This window comes from Hymenobacter aerilatus (assembly GCF_022921095.1).
GTDB lineage: Bacteria > Bacteroidota > Bacteroidia > Cytophagales > Hymenobacteraceae > Hymenobacter > Hymenobacter aerilatus.
Genome location: NZ_CP095053.1, coordinates 4,002,794 through 4,022,447 on the forward strand (window position 1 = coordinate 4,002,794; position 19,654 = coordinate 4,022,447).

The 19,654-nt window shown below is 55.6% G+C and carries 3 protein-coding genes; all 3 read right to left on the minus strand.

All coding sequences use genetic code 11. From position 1 onward, the window contains the following. Positions 1 to 91: 91 nt before the first annotated feature. The 3 genes from MUN82_RS16745 to MUN82_RS16755 all read right to left on the minus strand — a co-directional run bounded on the left by MUN82_RS16745 (position 92) and on the right by MUN82_RS16755 (position 19,406). Positions 92 to 8,725, minus strand: a complete 8,634-nt coding sequence (locus MUN82_RS16745) for a T9SS type A sorting domain-containing protein (protein WP_311136403.1) — start codon at positions 8,723 to 8,725, stop codon at positions 92 to 94. A 554-nt stretch (positions 8,726 to 9,279) separates the two neighbouring features. Further along, positions 9,280 to 15,972: a T9SS type A sorting domain-containing protein gene (locus MUN82_RS16750; RefSeq protein WP_245092299.1), complete on the minus strand. Its 6,693-nt coding sequence runs from the start codon at positions 15,970 to 15,972 to the stop codon at positions 9,280 to 9,282. A gap of 698 nt (positions 15,973 to 16,670) precedes the next feature. Further along, the gene (locus MUN82_RS16755) at positions 16,671 to 19,406 is read right to left on the minus strand and encodes a 4-alpha-glucanotransferase (RefSeq protein ID WP_245092301.1); all 2,736 of its coding nucleotides are present in this window, start codon (positions 19,404 to 19,406) and stop codon (positions 16,671 to 16,673) included. Positions 19,407 to 19,654: the final 248 nt, after the last annotated feature.

A 19,654-nucleotide genomic window follows, 5' to 3' on the forward strand; every position in this document is an offset into this window, starting at 1 on the left:
GCTGTTGACCGACAGTCCTACCCACAGCTAAAACAAAAGGCCTCTCCAGTCGGAGAGGCCTTTTGTTTTAGCAGAAGCGTTAGCCCAAGGCTTATTGCTTCACCAGACGCAGCACATGGCGCCCGTTGGTGCCTTGCACCAGTACCACGTACGTGCCTACTGGTAGCTGCTGCACGTCCAGCGACGACTCCAGGCCACCGCTCACCGAGTAGCTGGCTACCGTGCGGCCGGCCATGTCTACTACGCTTACCTGGTAGCTACCAGCTGCCAGACCGCGCAGATCCAGCGTAGTACGCGTGGTGGTGGGGTTCGGGTACAGGGTAGGCGCCTGGGCTACTACCTCGCCCGTGAACACCACCGTGCGTACTGGCGACAGCGACTCCGTACCGTCCTGGTCTACCTGACGCAGGCGGTAGTACACTGTGCCGGTGTGTGGCACTTTGGCATCTACCAGCCCGTACACATGGGCCTGGCTGGTGCTACCCTGTCCGGCCACCCGACCTACTGCCGTGAAAGCCGAGCCATCGAAAGAGCGCTCTACTACGAAGTAGGCGTTGTTCTTCTCCGAGGCTGTGCTCCAGCTCAGCACAGCGTTCTGCTGTACTCGCTGCACTGAGAAGGCCACCAACTCAACCGGCAGCGGATTCACTCCAATGCCGAAGGTTTCTACCACCGTGTTAGTACCACCATTCACATCCGTGGTGGTGATGCTCACGGAGTAGGTGCCGGACCGCAGCTTGGTACGGTCTGCCACGAACAGCTGACCAGTAGCAGGATTCAAACCGATACCCAGGGCATCCAACTGCGCAGCGGTCAGCGACGACGAACCCGCGACAACAGCATTGGTACCCGTCGAAGCCAAACCGTTGCTGGCACCGGCGAGCAGCGCGCCTGTGGTAGCGTTGTATACCAGTGCCGAGCCACCTGTAGCTGGCGTCACGTAGCGCGCGCCGTTGGTGTCGATGATATACGTCAGCACGTCACCGTTCTGGTAGGGGCCACTGCCGCCAATACCTTTGGTTGGCGTAGCCGCGTAGGCCGAGTTGACGTCGGAGCCTACCTGAATCGTGTACTGCGCTACGTTTGAGGTAGCAGGTACCGTGGCATTGTCAACAGCCGTGTAGCTGAAGATGGCATTGCCCACAAACCCGGTAGCGGGTAGGAAGCGCAGCTGGCTGGCCTGAGTAGCAGTCAGAACGGTTGCCGTTGTAACCGGCGTCACACCATCGGCCAGGTACAACGTACCTGTGGCGGCAGCCGGCAGTTCCGTTACCCGGTAGGTCAGCGTAGTATTGCCATCTGCATCAGCAGCTGCCAGCGGTGAGATAAACAGCGCCGAGGTAGCCGTGTTGCCTTCCGGCGACTGCAGACTGTTCACCACGTTGTAGGCCACCGGAGCACGGTTGGCAATTGTTGTCACGCTAGCCGAATTGTTGTTCGGGTTCGTGTCAATGCTCGAGGTCACAGCACCTGCTACTGTTACCGACGTGGCCGTAGCCGGCGTCGTGAACGATACGTAGTTGGTAACGGCATTGACCGATCCGGCAGCCAGCGAAGCAACCGTTGGGAAGGTAATAACGATGTTGCTACCCGACACAGTAGTGGTGCTACCAGCCGGGAACGTCAGGTCCGTTACCGTATTGGGTACCGTTACGGTCTGCACCACGGTGGTGGCAGGCGACGTGCCGAGGTTGGAAGTCGTCACGGCATAGGTCACTTTCGAGCCAGGCGCGGCCGATACCGGACCACTCACACTAGTCGTGGCATTCGCCTGCGACGTCACGTTCACTGTGGCCAGCGCCGTGTTGTTCGCGAGCACTCCATCAGAAGTTGCAGAGGTAACAGATGCCACTGCATTCACCGGACCCGAAGCCGGCGCCGCGAAGCTTACACTGTACGTACCAGGTACAGTAGCACCACTAGCAACAGATGTCACAGCGGGGAACGTTACGATGCCCGTTGTGCCGTTGTAGGTACCTGCACCAGCACTTACGTTGCTCAGACCAGGTATGAGCACAATCTGTGGTACCACATTGGTAGCCGTGCCGGTACCCGCATTGCTGAAGGTAGCCGTCAAAGTGGTGTTTGCACCGGCATTCACTGTTGCCGTAGCCGGCGTGAACGATACCACGCGCAGGTCAGCGGTGGTAGCGGTAGCGGCTGCTGGCGTAGTTGCTACGCTGGCGTAGTTGTTATCCAGGTTGGTATCGTAGCTGGTCGTTGTTACACGTGCTACGCCATTCAGCTGGGCCACATCGGGCATCACTACGGCTACCTCATTGGCAATGCTGCTACCGCTGGGCAGCGTGCTCATCGTTGGGAAGGTCACCAGACCTGTAGTGTTATCATATGTGCCCGTACCGGAGCCGGCCGGGAACGTTACGTTAGTTGCACCCAGGCCAGCGGGAAGTTGCAGCGTAGGCACTACACCAGTAGCGGCTGCCGCCCCATTGTTGGTGGTGCTTACTACGTAGAGCACCTGGTTGCCTACCACTGCCGAAGCTGGTGCCGTAGCGCTGACAATTACATCTGCAGCGGGTGTCACCGTAGTGGTTACCGTTGCCGTATTGTTGGCAATGGCCGTTTCGCTGGTGCTCGTGCTTACCGAAGCCACAGCGCTGAAGCTGGCCATGCTGCTTGGGGCCGAGAACGTGATGGTATTCGTCTGGCTGAAGCCCATCGACAGCGCATCAACGTAGCTGATTGTCAGAATACCCGTTGTAGCGTTGTAAACTGTTGAGCTAGCAGTTACATTATTCAGCATCACGTCGGTTAGACCAGCAGGCAACTGCACCCGCTCTACTACGTTGCTGGCTGGAGCCTGACCATTGTTGGCCGTTGTCACGGTATAGGTCAGCAGTTGTCCAGGCAGAGCCGAGGTAGGGCCAGCCAGAGTGGTAGCCACATCGGCAAGAGGCGTTACAGTTACTCTGGTCTGCGCTACGTTGTCGGAAGCTGTCAACTCAGGGCTGGTAGTAGTGACGGTAGCCGTTGCCAGCACTGTCCCTTGCTGCGGCGCGTTGAACGCTACAGTATACGTCTGGCTGGCACCCACTGCCAGGCTGCTTGTCAGCGCCGGGAACGTCAGTACACCTGTATTTGGATTATAGGTACCACCGCCCAGAGTGGTGAAGGTCAAGCCCGTGGGTAAAGACACGGTTTGCTGCACACCCGCCGCAGCGACCGGACCAGCATTGCTAGCTACAATGGTCAGATCGATGTTGCCACCAGGGGCTACGTTCGTGTTGGTAGCCGAAATAGACGTGTACACGTTGGTAGCAGGGCCGGTACCAGCCGTTACAGTCACCGTCGAGCCGGCAGCTGCACCGTTCAGCTGCGCTGTGTTGTTGTTCGTTCCTACCGTTGGCGAGTTCAGGTCGTTGGCATTGTTGCCACTCGGGCCCGAGGTAACAGTAGCTATTGGCGCTGCAAAACTGCTGGTAGGCGCTACGAAGCTAATCGTATTCACTTGCGTCTGACCAGGCATCAGCAAATCAATAACCGGGAAGGTCACCGTGGTGGTGTTGTTAGTTGAGCTGAAACTCACTGTACCACCATTCGAAGCATAGATGCCCGTTATATTACCAGGTAGCGTCACGGTCTGCTCCACGTTGGCCGCTGGCGACACCGAGTTGGGATTAGTGCCCGTAGCTACGTTGCGCGTTACCACGGTATAAGTTACCTCATTGCCGGCCGTTACGCTGGCAGGACCGGTAATAGCGGTCGTAGCATCGTAGCGGGGTACAACGGTCGTTGTCACTAGGGCCGTATTATCCGTCGTAGTCGTTTCCGTACCACCGTTGCCGCTGATGCTTGCCGTTACAGTCAACGGGTTGCTGCCCGGAGCCGGGAAAGCAACGGCTGTTGTCACCGAGCCAGTGTTGGCAGCCAGGTTGCCAATGTTCAGCGTCAGCAGGCCCGTATTTTGGTTGTAAGAGCCCGTCGGGAAGGTGATGACGCCATTGCTGAGCGTACCCGTGCTACCACCTACCGTGAAGCCAGTAGTGGCGAGACCCGCAGGCAATTGTACGGTTTCTGTTACGCCGGTAGCAGCTACCGACCCAGGGTTGCTCGATACTACGCTGTAGGTAGCTGTAGCGCCGGCATTCACCGAAGCTGGGCCCGTAACAGTCGTAGCCAGGTTGAAGGTCGTGCCTTTCACCTCTACCGAAATATACGCCGTGTTTGAGGGCACACCCGAGGTATTGTTCACAGTATACGGTACCGTAGCAATGCCTGTGAAACCAGCAGCAGGCGTAAACCGCACTTGGCCGTTGCTCAGGAACTGGAACGTGCCACCTGTTACCGTTACCGACGTAGTGCTGCCAGCAACTTGGCCGCTCAGGGCTACCGTGGCTGGGTCAATGCTGTTCTGGTCATTGTTCGTCACCGTCAGCGTCACGGCTGTACCAGGCGTGGTGGTAGCGAAGTCATTCACAGCAACCGGAGCGTTGATCAACGGAGCATTGCCCGAGAATTCGGAAGTACCCTGGTTACCATTAACAAGTGCTACTTGGGTAGCCGTAGCTGTCAGTCTAACTCCGTTAGCGGTCAGAGCAGTTTGCTGAGCAGCCGTCAGCGAGGAAAGCGGTACTGAGTAGGAGAAGCGGTTTTGGCCCGTTTCCGCACCCTGGTTGAACCCATTGATGTTGCCGCTATAGTTGTCGGTAGTGGCATCCAGGTCGTTGGTGCCTTCCGTACGAGTGAACAAGTAGGTTTGCCCCTGTCCAAAGTTAGTATTACCTACACCAGTCGATGTACCTACGTTGGCAATAAAGAATTCCAAGGTAGCGCCAGGGCGTGAGAAGCCTGTTAGCAGCAGGTTGCCATTACGGATGGTAGCTGTGGTGATTACCGGCATGTTGGTAAGGCCGTTGCCACCCGTGTCACCGTCGCCGTCGTCGTTCAGCGTCACGTTGGTGGTAGTGCCAGTCAGACCATTGTAGGTATTAGCAGCAGTATTGGCTTCTGTTGTGCTCAGCAAGTCAATGCCCAGGCGGGTATTGCCAGACATGCTATTCTGAGAAATATTCACTTGACGAGCTGTCGACATCACCAGTACCCCCGAGCCATTGTTACCGGTCAGTACGTTTTTGCTGATGGTCGTTGCGTTGTTCGCACCGTACACGCGCAAGCCTGAGCCTTCTGCGCCAGTGCCCTGCGCAACGCCCTGCCCGTTGTTACTAATGGTATTACCGGAAATAGTGTTACCACCAATAGCATTGCCAAATGAGTCGATACCGTGGCCAAGGTTGGCCGTAATCAGGTTGCCTGATACGGTGTTGCCCGTGCTGAGTCCCTGTAGTTCCAGACCATCGAATACCAGACCTTCTGGATCAATTATCACTTCCTGGGCATTCCCACGAATCTCATTGTTGGTAATAGAGTTGTTGTTAGAGCCGTCGTTGTTATTACCCAGTGCCCAAATACCCATACCGCCGTTAAATGCAATCAGGTTATTCCGAATTATACCATTATCGGAGCTATTGAGTGCTACACCTTGCTCTGTGGTACGCGCGTTGCCAGGGTCTGTGAAGCTGGTAGCCGAAGTGCCAATGACGTTCTGTTCGATCAAAACGTTAGCAGCATTAGCAGCAACGCTGATGCCGCTCACAAATCCATAAATACTCAACCCGCGGAAAGCTGCATTGGTTGCTGACGTTGTCAGACCGTTAAAAGCGCGCGTGCCTACCAGCTGTACCTCTGGGCCATTTACCCTATCTAGAGTCAGTCCATCCGTACCTACCGTACCACCGGTTCCAAGCACCGCCGTGTTGGTGTTTCCAACATTTGTAGTTTGTGTCGTACCATCGATGCTGGTATTTGCATCTGTGATAGTAGGCAGCTCTGCGGTAGGCCGTATAACGGCTACACCGTTGGTAAGGCCAGACACCAAGCCTGCACGCAAACCAGTTGTGGCCGAGTTGGTCGGAATCATGAAAATGCTGGTTTCTTTACCGGCTGTCTGCCCGCTCTGTGCCAGGTTGGCATTCGTCAAGGCGTTGGAGTTCAGAATGAACTGCCGCAAAGAGCCCTGCCCTGCATTGTTGGTGTTGGTCACCACATCGAAGTTGAAGCCAAAGTCCACGTTCGACGTGCCCGCATTAGGCACCGTAATGCTGGTGATGGATTGTGGCGTGAGCGTGCCGCTGGTCAGAGCAGCCAGGGTTTGGCTGCCCGTGTTGGCGGCGGCATCCTGCTTCTCGGGTGCCTCACCGCCTACCCGGTCGGTAGCAGCATTAGCAAGTGTCTGCACAGGTAGCAAGCCCGCTACACTGCCCGGACGCGCTGACGTCACGGTGGAGTTGACTACGCGCACCGTATAGGTAGCTGGCGCCACGTTGAATGTGTAAGCACCGGTAGCATTCGTGGTGGTGGTAGCCACCAGGGCACCGCTTGCGTTGTACAATTCAACCGTAGCACCCGGACGACGGATAGCACCACTGGTGAAGCCCGACGCAGTGGCCGAAGTGTTTGCAGCAGCATATGTGCGGCCAGCACCGCCACCATAGTTTACGTCTTCGAAGATTGTACCGCTGATAACTGAGAATACCGGAATGGTATAGGTAACAGTCTGGCTAGTGCGCCCGGCATTATCCGTAGCAGCGTAGGTGAAGGTAGCATTGCCCGTATAGCCACTGGTCGGGGTAAACGTCAATTGATTCAATTGAGCAGGCGAAATGGCCTGACCAGCTACTACCGCTACCCCATTGAGACTTAAGGTCCCACTGGTAGGCAGTGTCACAATGTTGTAGTACGCTAGTGAACCATCCGTATCCGTACCCGATAAGTTGGGTGACAACGCATTGGCCGTTGAGTTGGGTGCTACTGTCGCGTTTGTAACGTTGTTGGCTACGGGGGGCGCGTTGGTAGCAGCAGGACCCGCACACAGCACCGAAGCCGGTACTACCTGACGAGCCAAGCCGGCAGCGGCGCTGGCGTACTCCCACCGTAGGTTATTATCGCCGCCTTGCTCGGCGTATAGAATCAGCACGTCGTGCAACCCTGCGGTTAGCGTTACTGTTGCAGATCGTTCCTGTATGCTGTGTGCTCCACCATTGTTGATGGTTGCATTTGAGGCGTTAGGAACACTAGCCAGCGCGTTGCCATCGAGCCACATGTAAGAGGCATCGTCGGAAGTTAAGTAGAACGTGTAGCTACCCGTTACCGGAATATTGATGCTACCCCGATACCGTGCACTAAAGTTGTCGGGGTTGGTAGTCGTGCCCGCCGCAAACACCGTAACGGGCCAAGAGTCGTTCGTAGTGTAGTTGAGCGTTTGGTCATTGCGACGCTGTGGAGACGTACGCTGAAAGAATGTAATGGCATTCTCGTTGAAGCCAACTTCCTGATAGAAGGTTGTAGGATAATACTCCGCCGTCAGGCCGTTAGAAGCCGTGCTGTTGTCTAGGAACGATGGCTGGCAGCTTGGAGCAGTCTGCACCGTTGTCACGTTGGCGTTGGCGGCTGTGCCGTTGTTGTTGGCAGGCGTGTTGTCCAGTGTATTGGAGGTGCTGGCAACCCTACCTGCTACATTTCCAGAGGCAGGCATTGTGAAGACTACCGTGTTGCTCACGCTTGCACCCGACGCCAAAGAGGCCGTAGCAGCAAACGTCACAACTCCACTGGTAGCATCATAGCTGGCCCCAGCTGGCAACGTAACGTTAGCGGCCGGCAAGCCCGGAGTTAGCGTTAGGGTAGGCACTACGTTTGGGGCTGCTTCAGGGCCATTGTTCGTAGTAGTGGTAGTATAGATAACACGGTTGCCAGCGCTGGCGAGAGCCGGGCCAGTGAGGGCTGTTACGACGTCTGCTGCGGGGGTAAGGGAGGAAACACCTATCAACCACCGTTCACCTATGTGCTGTGTGTCATTACTCGCTCCTGGTTGTGGATGCCAAGTTGTTCCGCCGCCGTCTCCTCGCAGATACACTCGAAATACGAGTGTGGTAACACCAGAAGAAGGCGTAGTGACTAGCACCGAGCCGCTGGCTCCACCAGTACCAGTAGCAGCCGTGATAGTACTAGCGTTGTTTAAGACTTGAGTCGCATTTACTGTTAATGCATCAGAGCCGTTTAATTTAGATAGAGTTACACCAGTACTTATTAAATCAAATTCACCACTGAATCCAAGAGTACCGTATTGCCCCCCTAAACCTGTGAAGTGCAACACTGGGTTCGTTACCGCCCGGTTAAATGTGATTGTTAAATCAGCATATCGGTATCGACCAGAAGTGCTGATATCGAACGGTAGAGCCTGCGCAGAGAAGAGGACGTTAACACTACGGTTTGCGGCTACTGAGATACCACTGTTTACCCCATTAACTGACGAATAATTATTGTCGGCAGAAGAGCCAACATCATTCATTAGAGGGAAGAGGTTCGCAGCCACCGCAGCAATACCAGTGGAGTTAATCCCAGCACCAAAACTCACACCAGTACCCGTACTTATTCGAGTGGTAGGAACAGTCGTAAACTGCTGATTGCTCAGCGAAAACGTAGCCGTGGTAGTAGGCGTGTACGCTGTAGGCACGTTATCATTCGGGTTATTCAGGTTATTCTGAAATGTGATAACCTGGTTGGCCACGGTTGGACCATTCGCTGTGGTCGCGGGGTTGCCGGCCCCAGAGAAAAACTCCAGGGTGGGCGTCTGTGCCTGTACTACAGCGGGAAGTCCTAAAGGCACCAGCCCTAGGACCCACGCTAAAAATCGTAAGGTTGTTTTCATATAATAGAATGTGAGGTGTGACTTTTTGAATGAGTGGTTTAGAGAAGCTATCAAGCAGTTAGCGTTGAGATAGATGGTATAGCAAACCTACTTCCGATACAAAAGTAATTTGGCACATTTTCGATAAAACGGCATTTTCTCTCGGCAAATACTTATTTTCATTTAGGGACACTTTTTCCGTTAATCGGAAAATACATGATCTATGCCAAAAATAGCCCTATTAGCTTTTAAAGAGACGTTTAGCTATACGAATCTGATACCGGTCTGTATTTACACTTTATAAAAAACACAAATTAAAGCCATCCATTCGAGGTAGTTTTTTTTATAAATATATCAATATTATATATGAATTATGAAATGTATTATTTCTAATTTCCTACCTCTTGGCCTATATCCTAATCCTTTCCATGAGCGGGGCCGATTCTACCTATTGTCTTATTCTACACTTCAGCTTTCAGCAGTGCTGTAACTGCTCTATACAACCATTTTTTGTGCATACATAAAGGGCCCCTCTACATCAGAGGGGCCCTTTATGTATGCCAGAATGGGCTATGTTATTCTTTTATGAAGCGCAGTGTATAATGTACTGCTTCACTCCGTACATCCACCATATAGGAGCCCGCTGGCAGTTGTGCCACTGGCAGTGTGGCCAGAGTGCCACCACCTACAGAGAAGGAAGCTACCGCACGACCCGTCATGTCCAGCACGCGCACCTGATAATTACCAGCGGTCAGACCACGTAGATCCAGCGTCGTACTACTAGAGGCAGGGTTCGGGTATAGGGTAGGCGCCACTGTAGCAACTGCCGCAAACTGCACCGTCCGCACGGGCGACAACGACTCTGTGCCGTCTTGGTCTACCTGCCGCAGACGATAGTGCAGTTGCTGAGCCACCTGGGCAGCACCTGCATCCTTCAGGTGATAGTCGTGTGCGGTGGAGGTAGAGCCGTTGCCCTTCACCGTACCAACTGGCACAAACGACAGACCATCTACGGAGCGCTCTACCACGAAGCGGTCATTGTTTTTCTCTGAAGCCGTACGCCAGGTCAGCAGTGCATCTTGCTGTGCGGTTTTCGCTACAAAGCTCACTAGCTCTACCGGTAGCGGCTGTGCGCCAATAGCGAATTTTACTGCCTGTGCTGTGATACCTCCGTTTGCATCTGTGGTGGTGATGTTGGTGGTGTATTCGCCAGCCCGTAGCCTATTCCGGTCCAGTACATAAAGGCGTCCAGTGGTAGGGTCAAGCGCTACTCCTAGTGCCGTGAGCTGGTCGGTGCTGGTTTGATCAGTGGTTACGGCCTGCCGCACGCCATTGTCAACTATGCTTTGCGGCGTGGCCACATTGTACGTACCGCCATTCACATCAAAGGCAGATGCAATCACGTCGTTGTTCTGGTAAGGGTTGCTTCCTCCCTTCACAGCGGCGGGGGTATAACTCGCAGCATTATCACGCCCTACTACCATTTGGTACATGGCCGGCGCCGATACAGCGCTTGCTGCATCTGTGGCAGTATACGTGAAGAATACGTTGCCAACGTAATCAGCAGCCGGGTCGAAGGTGAGCTTTGTTGCATCAGAAGCCAAAATCAGTTGGTTGTTCGCCACCGGATTGCCATTCAGATACAATATTCCTTGCGTAGCCATTGGGCGTGAGGTGATGGTGTAGAAGGCTATTTGACCGTCCGCATCGCGGCCACTCAGCTCCGAAATAGCCAACTGCCCAGCAGTATTGCCAACGGGCGTCCGCGAGCGGTTTACAACCATATTCGCCACGGGCGCCTGGTTGGCCAGCGTAGTGGTTTGCGTTGAGGTATTGTTGCCAGGGTTTACATCCACCGTAGCCGACGATACCGAACCCGCCACGTTGAAGCTCGGCGCAGGTGCCGTGAACGTGATGCTGTTGGTTACCTGACCCGCTACCCCAGCTGCCTGCGAGGCAATGGTAGGGAAGGTTACTACCTCACCGCTCTGAGTGGCACCAATTGGCAACACCACATTGGTAGCATTGGCCGGCAGCGTTACGGTCTGCACTACATTGGCTGCCGCCGATGGACCATTATTCAGTGTTACAATGCTGTAGGTAACTGTGGCGCCGGGCAGCGTTGTAGCCGGACCGCTCACTGTGGTAGCCACATCTGCCCGGGGAGTAATGATTACGCTTGCCGTAGCAAAGTTGTTAGCCGGTGTTGCGTCGGGGTTACCAGTTGATACGCTGGCGCGAGCAACCAGCGGACCAGCCCCAGGTGCATTCACCGTAATGGTGCGGCTGCGGGTGGTACCGGCTGCCTGCGTGCTCAATGTTGCAAACGTCACCACGCCCGACTGCGGATTGTAGGAGCCATCCTCTACCGTTACGTTGGTCAGCCCGGCTGGTAATGCTACTTGTTGCACCACGTTGGAAGCATCTGTTGTAGTGCTGGCATTAGTAGTATTCACCGTGAACACAATGGGCTGACCCGCCGTCTGAATTGTTACATTGGCCGCAATGGTTGTTTGCTCGTCTACTTGCGCCAGTGCGGCAGGAGCTACTGAGGTGCTGCTTACCGATGTATTGTTGCCTAGGCTAGGGTCGTTGGTACCCACTACAGTTGCAGCGTTGGCCGACACCGTTAGCTGCGCCACATCGGGCACCAGGAACGTAAGGGTATTCGTAACGCTACCCGCAGCCCCAACTGCCTGCTCCGTTACCGTTGGGAAGGAGACTATCCCTGTGGTGTTGTCGTACGTGCCACCACCCGTAACGGCTACCGTACCTGCTCCCAAACCAGCGGGCAATTTCACGGTAGTGGTTTGCCCACCCGCAATCGACGACCCATTATTGGTAGTTGTCACGGTATAGGTTATTGGGTTGCCTGCTACAGTGGCAGAAGGCCCCGACAGAAGCACGGCCACATCGGCATTGCGTTGGGTAGCGGTTGTGACGGAGGCCGTGTTGTTGGCTTGCACTGCATCGGGCGTGGCAGCGCTTACGTAGGCAGTGCTGGTAAACGAACGAGTGGCCGGCGCAGTAAAGGTGATGGTATTGGTTATCGTATTGCCGACTACTTGGCTGGCAATTGTTGGAAAAGTAACGATACCCGTTGCAGCATCATAGCTACCCGTACCGGCATTCACCCCTACCAAACCAGCCGGAATCTGCACGAGTTGCGACACGTTGGATGCTACCGCAGCACCGTTGTTGGAGGTGGTTACGGTATATGTCACCGACTGACCGGCTACAGTTGACTGCGGCCCCTGCAGCGTGGTAGCCATGTCGGCCTGTGGGGCCACAACAGCCGCCACGGAAGCAATATTGTTGGCTGGCATGGGATCTAAAGCAGCCGAATTGAGGTTAGCCATAGCTATTACATTACCAGCGGCTGGCGCAGGCAGCGTAATTGTCTGCGAGATAGAAGTACCACTAGCTAAGCTGACGGGCGCAAATGACACCATGCCCAATGTGCGGTCGTAGCTCCCGTTGCCGGTTGCTTGTACGCTGTTTAGCCCAACCGGCAACGCTACCTGTTGCACCACATCGGTAGCCATGGCAGGGCCGGCGTTTCCCGTAGTCAAGGTAAAAACAATGGCATCGCCGGGCGCTACATTTGTTGCGGGCAGTGAGATGGTCGTGTACAAATTGGTCTGCGAACCACTGGCCGGCGTTACGGTAGTAGGTGGCGCGGCCATGCTGTTATTGCCTGGGAATAAGTCGCCAGTGGCAGGAGTTACATTGGCTGTAGCTGTAAAGCCTGTTGCAGGAGTAGTGAAGCTAATGGTATTGTTCACGCTCACCCCGTTGGCCAGCGTTGCCAGCGTCGGGAAGGTTACAATACCGGATGCAGCATCGTAGGCCCCGTTATTCGACACAAATACGTCGCTTAGTCCGGCTGGCAACTGCACGAACTGCGTTACACCGCTAGCGGGCGAAGGACCGGCGTTGGTTGTAAACACCATGAAGGTAGTGAGTGTGCCCGTCATGGCAGAGGCAGGGCCCCACACCATGGTAGACAGATCGAAGGCCGGCGTGATATTGAGTGTGGTAGCCGCTACGTTGTTGGCCGTTTGCCCGGCCTCGTAGGTGGTCGTACCAATAGTGGCCGTGGCCGTTACTGGTCCCGTAGCAGGCGCCGTGAACGTAATAGCCGAAGTAGCTGCAAAACCGCTGGTCAGGGCTGCATTGCTGTTGGGGAAAGTATAGGCCACAAGACCCGTAGTGGGGTTGTAGGTACCGGTCACGCCATTTGTACCCGTCACGCTCACTCCTGTCAGCCCGGCGGGCAGTTGCACCTGGGCTACGGGTGCCGCCGCTGTATTTGTTCCCACGTTAGACAGCGTCACGTTGAACGTACCCGTTTGCCCAGCCGTCACCGGATTGGTGGGCGTGGCCACTGTTATGGCCACATCGGCAGCCATGTTCAGGGTAGCCGTTAGCGTAGCCTGGTTGGCAGCGGCATTGATACCCTCACTTGTTGTCGTCCGCACGTTGCTGGTCAGCACCAAGTCGCCAGTCTGTTTAGGCGCCGTGAAGCTGAATTGATACGTATTGCTGGAGCGGCTACCGAGCGTGTTGCCAGCAGCACTGACAAACGTGATAACACGTGTTACAGGATCATACGTCGCGCCATCGGGCCGCTGCACGCTTGTTACTCCTGCGGGTAGCGTCACGGCTTGCTCCAGGCCGTTGGCGGGAGCCAAGCCCACGTTGGTAAACGTCACGGTATAGCTGCCCGAAGGCTGCCCGGGATTCAGGCGGGTAGGCCCGTCCAGGGTCGTTGTTACGTCGGCGGCACAAGTCGTACCCACTGTGCTGTTTGCAATACTGCTGCTGATTTGGGTGTTGCTCACGCCTGCTGAGCCGGCCGTGGCGCCAAATGCCACGCCGCCTACAGTGGTACCATTTGCGCCGGCCGCCGTCGACACGGCTGCTACTGCGCCGTTTGCCAACGCCACACCGCCGCCGCCGCCGCCGCCTGGGCCGTGGTAGCCGGTGGTACCGCTACCGGTGTTGGTGCCACCGTTACCGCCATTCGCTGCGAGCGTCACTCTGGTGAGGCCAGCCGTATTGACGGCCGTTAGCAGGATAGACCCGCCGCCGCCGCCGCCGCCGCTACCATCATCTCTCACCGCGTTGCTAGCCGAGGCGCCGTTGGCTACCAGTGTGCCTGTGCCGCTTACAGCGCCTGTGCGCACCATGATAATCCCGCCGCCATTGGCGCCACTGCTGGTTGTACCATCCGTGGCGTTGGTATTCCCGTTGGTAGTACCGGCACCGCCGCCACCGCCCAGCAATAGGCGGCTGCTGCTACCCTCTACTACGGCAGCACCCGGCTCGCCTCCAATGGCTTGGTTACCGGCAAAGTTATTACCGCCACGGCCACCAGTTCCACCATTGGCACCACCGCCACCCCCGCTGTTATCTAAATTGTTGTTGCCGCCGCCACCTGCGTTGCCAGGTGCTCCGCGGCTGCTGCTGCCACTGGGGTAGCCATCTACTGTATTGGTTGTTAGCACAGCGCCGTTGAACACATATTGCGGAGTACCGGCAATACCCTCGCCTTTCTGCGCATTGTTGTTGGAAGCGGCCGTAGTAACGTACGATGCATCGTTGGCATTACCAGTAGTTTGCACCCGACCTGCACCACCCCGGAATCCGGCTCCCGTGGCACTCAGCGTGAAGCTGTTCAGGTTCAGCGTGCCCGCTACATCGAGGGCCAGAATACCACCTGTGCTGCCGTTCCAGGGTAGAGCAGAAATCGTAGCCCCCAGCGTCAGATTTCCATACTGCGGCACCCGCACCACCTGGAAGCGCCGCTGACCCGCGGCACTGGTAGCAGCAGCGTTCAGATAGCTATTTTTGAGAGGAGTGGCCAACTGGATAGTACCACCCGCCGTCGTTACGTCGCTTTGCGCCACCACGTACTCGTAGGTACCCGCCGTGAAGCTGGCATTGCGCAGGTATCCGCTTGCTCCACCGCCCACTACACCGTCACCGTATGCATCGGTGTTACTAGCGTCGATATCCGCACCTTGCATCTGAATAATGAGCAGCAAGTCACCAACGGCAATATTGGTTTTGGTATCGCCTGTTGCGGCTCCCACCACAATGGCCGTAGCTCCGCCTTGCAGTCGCTGTTCTAGTTGGCTGGGATAGTACGTATCGGGATTCACGGTTAAGCTGGCCACCGAGCCATCTTTGGCCGGATTGGCGCAGGGCGCCGGGGTACCGCTGGCCCCGGTAGGGATTACCGGAATGGTATAGGTAGCCGGGGTAGGGTCCTGCACATCGGCATCGTCTATGGCGGTGTAGGTGAAGCTCACCGGCCCCGGTGCCGTCACGGCCGGGTCGAAAGTGAGTTGCGTTGCCTGCAAGGGTGTTAGGTTTTGTCCGGCAGTGGCTATTGCACCATTCACGTACAAGGTTCCCTGCGTTGGCAGCGGAACCGATATCAGCTTGTACCCCTTGAGCGTGCCATCTACCGTAGCACTCAAGCCACTAATGGGTAGCGTACTCGCACCATTGGACATAGTAGCCGTGGTGATGTCGTTTGCAACGGGCTCGATGCGGCACCACGAAATACTCGGAATGCTGATGGATTGCGTTTCTGTAAGTGGTAAAAGACCATTTGCTGCGGTGGTATTGCGGTACACGATTGTGAACGACTTTACCGGAACGTTGAATGCCACGTCTACCGAGGCACCATCTACGGTCGCATTACCACCTGGCCCTACCTTAGCCGTAGCTGTGGCTGTAGTAGCCGTATTGCTTAAATTTATATAGGTAGCACTGCTACCAACCAGCGTTAGGGTAGGCCGCACCGTTGTGTTAGCCGCTGTGATACCGGAGATTGTTACCTCATCAGTATAGCCGGAAGTTAGTAGAGCATTTAGTACACCTACATTATATATCGCATCAATGTCCCGTATGCGCATCGACAAGCCCGACACGGCTCGGTTAAATGTATACGTAACGGTGGATGAGTTGTTAGCCAAATAAGTAGCACTCCACACCAAGCCCTTTTGGCCATTGAGAGAGGCTACAGCTAGGATAGTAGCATTGTTATCTGTTGATTCATAACTGGTACCCACCTGCGTGAAGGAAGTGGCGCTAGGTACTGCCTCAGCAGTGCGGTTTTTCCAGCTTTCGTTGTCTGTGCGTGTGGCATAGTTTAGTGAGACGGGGGCAGTTGTACACGTTTGTCCCCAGGCCGGCAGCAGTCCCGAAGAGGCCAAGACTGTTAGTAAGCCCAGTAAGCGTAAGGTTGCTTTCATATAATAAGAAAATCCTGTGAGATGCGAGCAGAAGAGGAGAAATTACCTTATTGAGTATTCTATTAGATTTAATACCCGATATATCAAAATGGGAAGTTTATACCCGGGTGCTATTCGCTGCTGTTCACTAAGGGCGAGACGTGCCAGATGAGTTGTTCGGGCGTATTGCAGGTATCCTTTGAAAACAATTCGATATATATCATCGGAAATAATTAAATACAACATTTCCATTTTTGATTCATGTCATATCATTTTAGGAATGCTGATTTATGGCAAGATGAATAGCTTCTATATTAGTCACTAAAGCTACCCCACTCTTATATAAAATTCTTTGCTTCAGGTCTCTATACTATAATTTCCGTCCTCTAGCTTTGCTAATATTACGCCAATACACCTTTACAAAAGGCATCTAAACCGCTTATCTGGAAGAATCATATTCTAGTACTATTTCTTTACCGCAGCAATGCGTTTAAATATTATTCTAATTAATTTACGTTGTAAGTAGTACTTCAAAAAGTATAATATTATTCACTATATATATTTACTTCAAATTATTATCTACGCTCGAGCTTGATGAGCTATTTTATAATTTTTACAATATGTTCTATACGCAAAAGCCCCGCTCCACATATAGTGGAGCGGGGCTTTTGCGTATAGGGCCAGTAGCTACGCTACAGAGGGCTGCGTTGGTACGCCATTTATAGTAAGGACCGACTGCGTGCAGCCATCAACTCCTGCAATTCGTGGTTGAAATCAGTGGCACGGTTCAGATCTTCCAGACTCAGGTGCAAGCGGTACTTCCAGAAGTGCTGTGGGTTGGCCGGCACGTTGATTTGCTCGTCTTGCGGGTTCTCACGACGCAGTTCAGAGCTAAGGGCCAGCAAATCCTGGAGTGGGAAAATAGCCCACATGGCGGGCGAGTGTAGGTGTTGCGCCACAATTTCGCGGGCTACCCATGGCTCGCAGTAGTACGGCGCCTGCTCGCCCCAATGGCCCAGCGTGTTCTCGAAGAAGTGCTGGGTTTTCTGGCGGTCTTCTTCCCACCAGCCGCGTAACGTACTCATGTCGTGCGAGCCGGGGCTGACCACGGAGAGGTAGGGCGCCGCATCGGGGTGGCCGAACTCCACCTTGGGGTCGGAGGGCATACGCTGGATGTTGAGGCCCAGGATACCGAGCTGCTTCATCACGCCGGGCACTGAGGCGGGCACCATACCCAGGTCTTCGCCGCAAATCAGCATGTTGGTGGCGTAGCGCACGGGTGGCAGCTTGATGAGACCTTGCTCGCGCCAGAACTCCTCGTTGCGGCCGTAGAAGAAGTCGATGTAGATGTCGTCGTACAAGCGACGACGAGCTTCGTCGCCGTCCAGCTCGCGGAAGGAGTAGGTTTTGTTGAGCGTAATGCGCGGGTGGTAGTAATCGTTGCCGGCGGGCAGGAACAGCACCTCGTTCACCAACTGGTACAGCCCCGTGCGCAGCCACTTGTAGTGGTCGGCGCTGTGCGGCTCTCGGGCAATCTTCTCATCAATATACGCCTCTATCTGCCGCTGCGAAGCTACGTGCGGCTTCAGCTGAATGGCGCCATAGCCGGCATCGTCCATGTACTCATCAAACACGCTTTGAGCTTGGTCGTGGAAGATGTCTTGCAGCATGTGCCAGCGGATGTAGGGCATGCACAGGCGGCCGTAGTCAAACCAACCCAGGCGACGCTCAATCTCGTCGCGGTGCAGGGGTAGGGCTGGCGCAAAGTGGCCCAACAAGCCCTCTACGGAGTTGCCGGGCATCTCCCAGATGCGGAAGAAGCCCAGGATGTGGTCGATGCGCAGGGCGTCGAAGTAGCGGGCTAAGTGTCCCATGCGTTGCTTCCACCAAGCGTAGTCGTCCTCGGCCATCCGCTCCCAGTTGTAGGTAGGGAAGCGCCAGTTCTGGCCAGTGGTGGAGAAATCATCTGGTGGGGCACCGGCCTGGCGGTCCATGTGGTACAGCTCAGGCTGGGTCCAGGCATCCACGGAGTGGCGGTAGATGCCGATGGGTAGGTCGCCTTTTAGCACCACGCCCCGCTCGCGGCCGTAGTTCACGGCGTCGAGCAATTGCTTATCGAGGTGAAACTGCGTGAAGAAGTGCACGCCAAACTCGTCGAAGTCGGGCTGGGTTTGGGCCGTGAGGGACTCCAGGTCGTGCGGGGCACGGAACTCCAGAGGCCACTGCTGGAAGTCGGCCGTGCCAAACCGGTCGCGTAGAGCTGAGAAGGCCGCGTACGGCACTAGCCAGCTGTGCTGCTCCTGCAAAAATGCCTTGAAGGCCGGATCGGCCAAAAACCGCTTCTTTTCTTGTTGGTAGAGTTTGCGAATAAACGTCCACTTGGCGTTCATCACCGGCTCGTAGTCCACAAAATCCTTCGCGTTCAGTTCCTCGCGCAGGCGGTCCAGCTCGGCACGGTCGGCGGAGTCTTGCAGCTCGGCCACGGCATCCAGATTCAGGTACTGCGGGTGCAGGGCAAACACCGAAATGGCGGCGTAGGGGTAGCTATCCACCCAGGTATGAGTAGCGGTGGTGTCGTTGATGGGTAGCACCTGCACCAGCTGCAGATTGGTACGCACGGCCCAGTCTACCAGCAGCTTCAGATCGGGGAACTCCCCTACCCCCAGCCCCTGCTGGCTGCGCAGGGCAAACACGGGTAGGGCCACGCCGGCCCCGCGCCAGTGGCCACTGGTGTAGCGAAAGTTTTCGTCAGCGCGCACGCGCAGAGTGTGTTCCTCTTCAGAGGGTGGCAGCACGCGGTCTTCACCGGTTTCCATCTGCACCATGGTTTGGGTGGCCGGGTCCCAGATACCATACTTATATAAAGCAATGCGGTCGGGCTGGGCCAGGGTCACATCGGCGTGCCAGGTAGGGTAGTCGGCATCTGATAGCACCAAGGCCTGCTTGGCATCCCAGGCGCCCAAGGCCGCATCAGAGCCCAGCACGCACACCTGGCACCCCGAGGGTACGCGTGGCGCCGCCAGCTGGAAGCGTACTGCGTTGCTGCTGGTTACACCCGCTGTGGCGGCCTCGGCCGGCGCGGGGGTAGGGCGGCGCATCAGCGCCTCCGTAAAAGCAGCCGTAAACAGCTCATTTTCGGGCTCGGCGGGTGCCCGCCAGAAGTCGTGTAGCAAGATGCGCTGGTACTGCCCCGACTGATAGTCGATGGTGCGGTTGGGCCCCCACTCCCACTGCTGGCTCCCGTCCTGCTGATTCAGCAGCACATACTTATAGGTGACGGTGCCACTGGCGGCATCGGGCAGGGTAATTTCCTGACTCCAAGTGCCCACCGCGGGGTCGAAGTGCAGGCCCAGGGCCTGGTCGAGGTTCCAGTTGCCCAAGCTGGGCTCGGAGCCGCATACCACCAGGCGTTGCCCCCAAGCGGTGAAGTAGGGAATAGAAAAACGGAGAATCATACGCAGCGCGTGAGGTAGAGAAGAATGCGAAGTGTAGTAGGGTGTACGGCCAAACCGGGTGCGAAGCTACGATTGATTACCTGTTCGTTTATCGGCAGTGGCTCTGAGCTTTTCGCCGGGAAGCTGAGCGGCATCAGCTATAGGTCAATTGCCTTTAAGCCAACCTAAGCAGGTAGTTTTGCGTTGGTTATCTCGATTCAATCTCTATTTGCCTATTTCCCTTGCCTACGTTCGCCCGTCGTATCCTT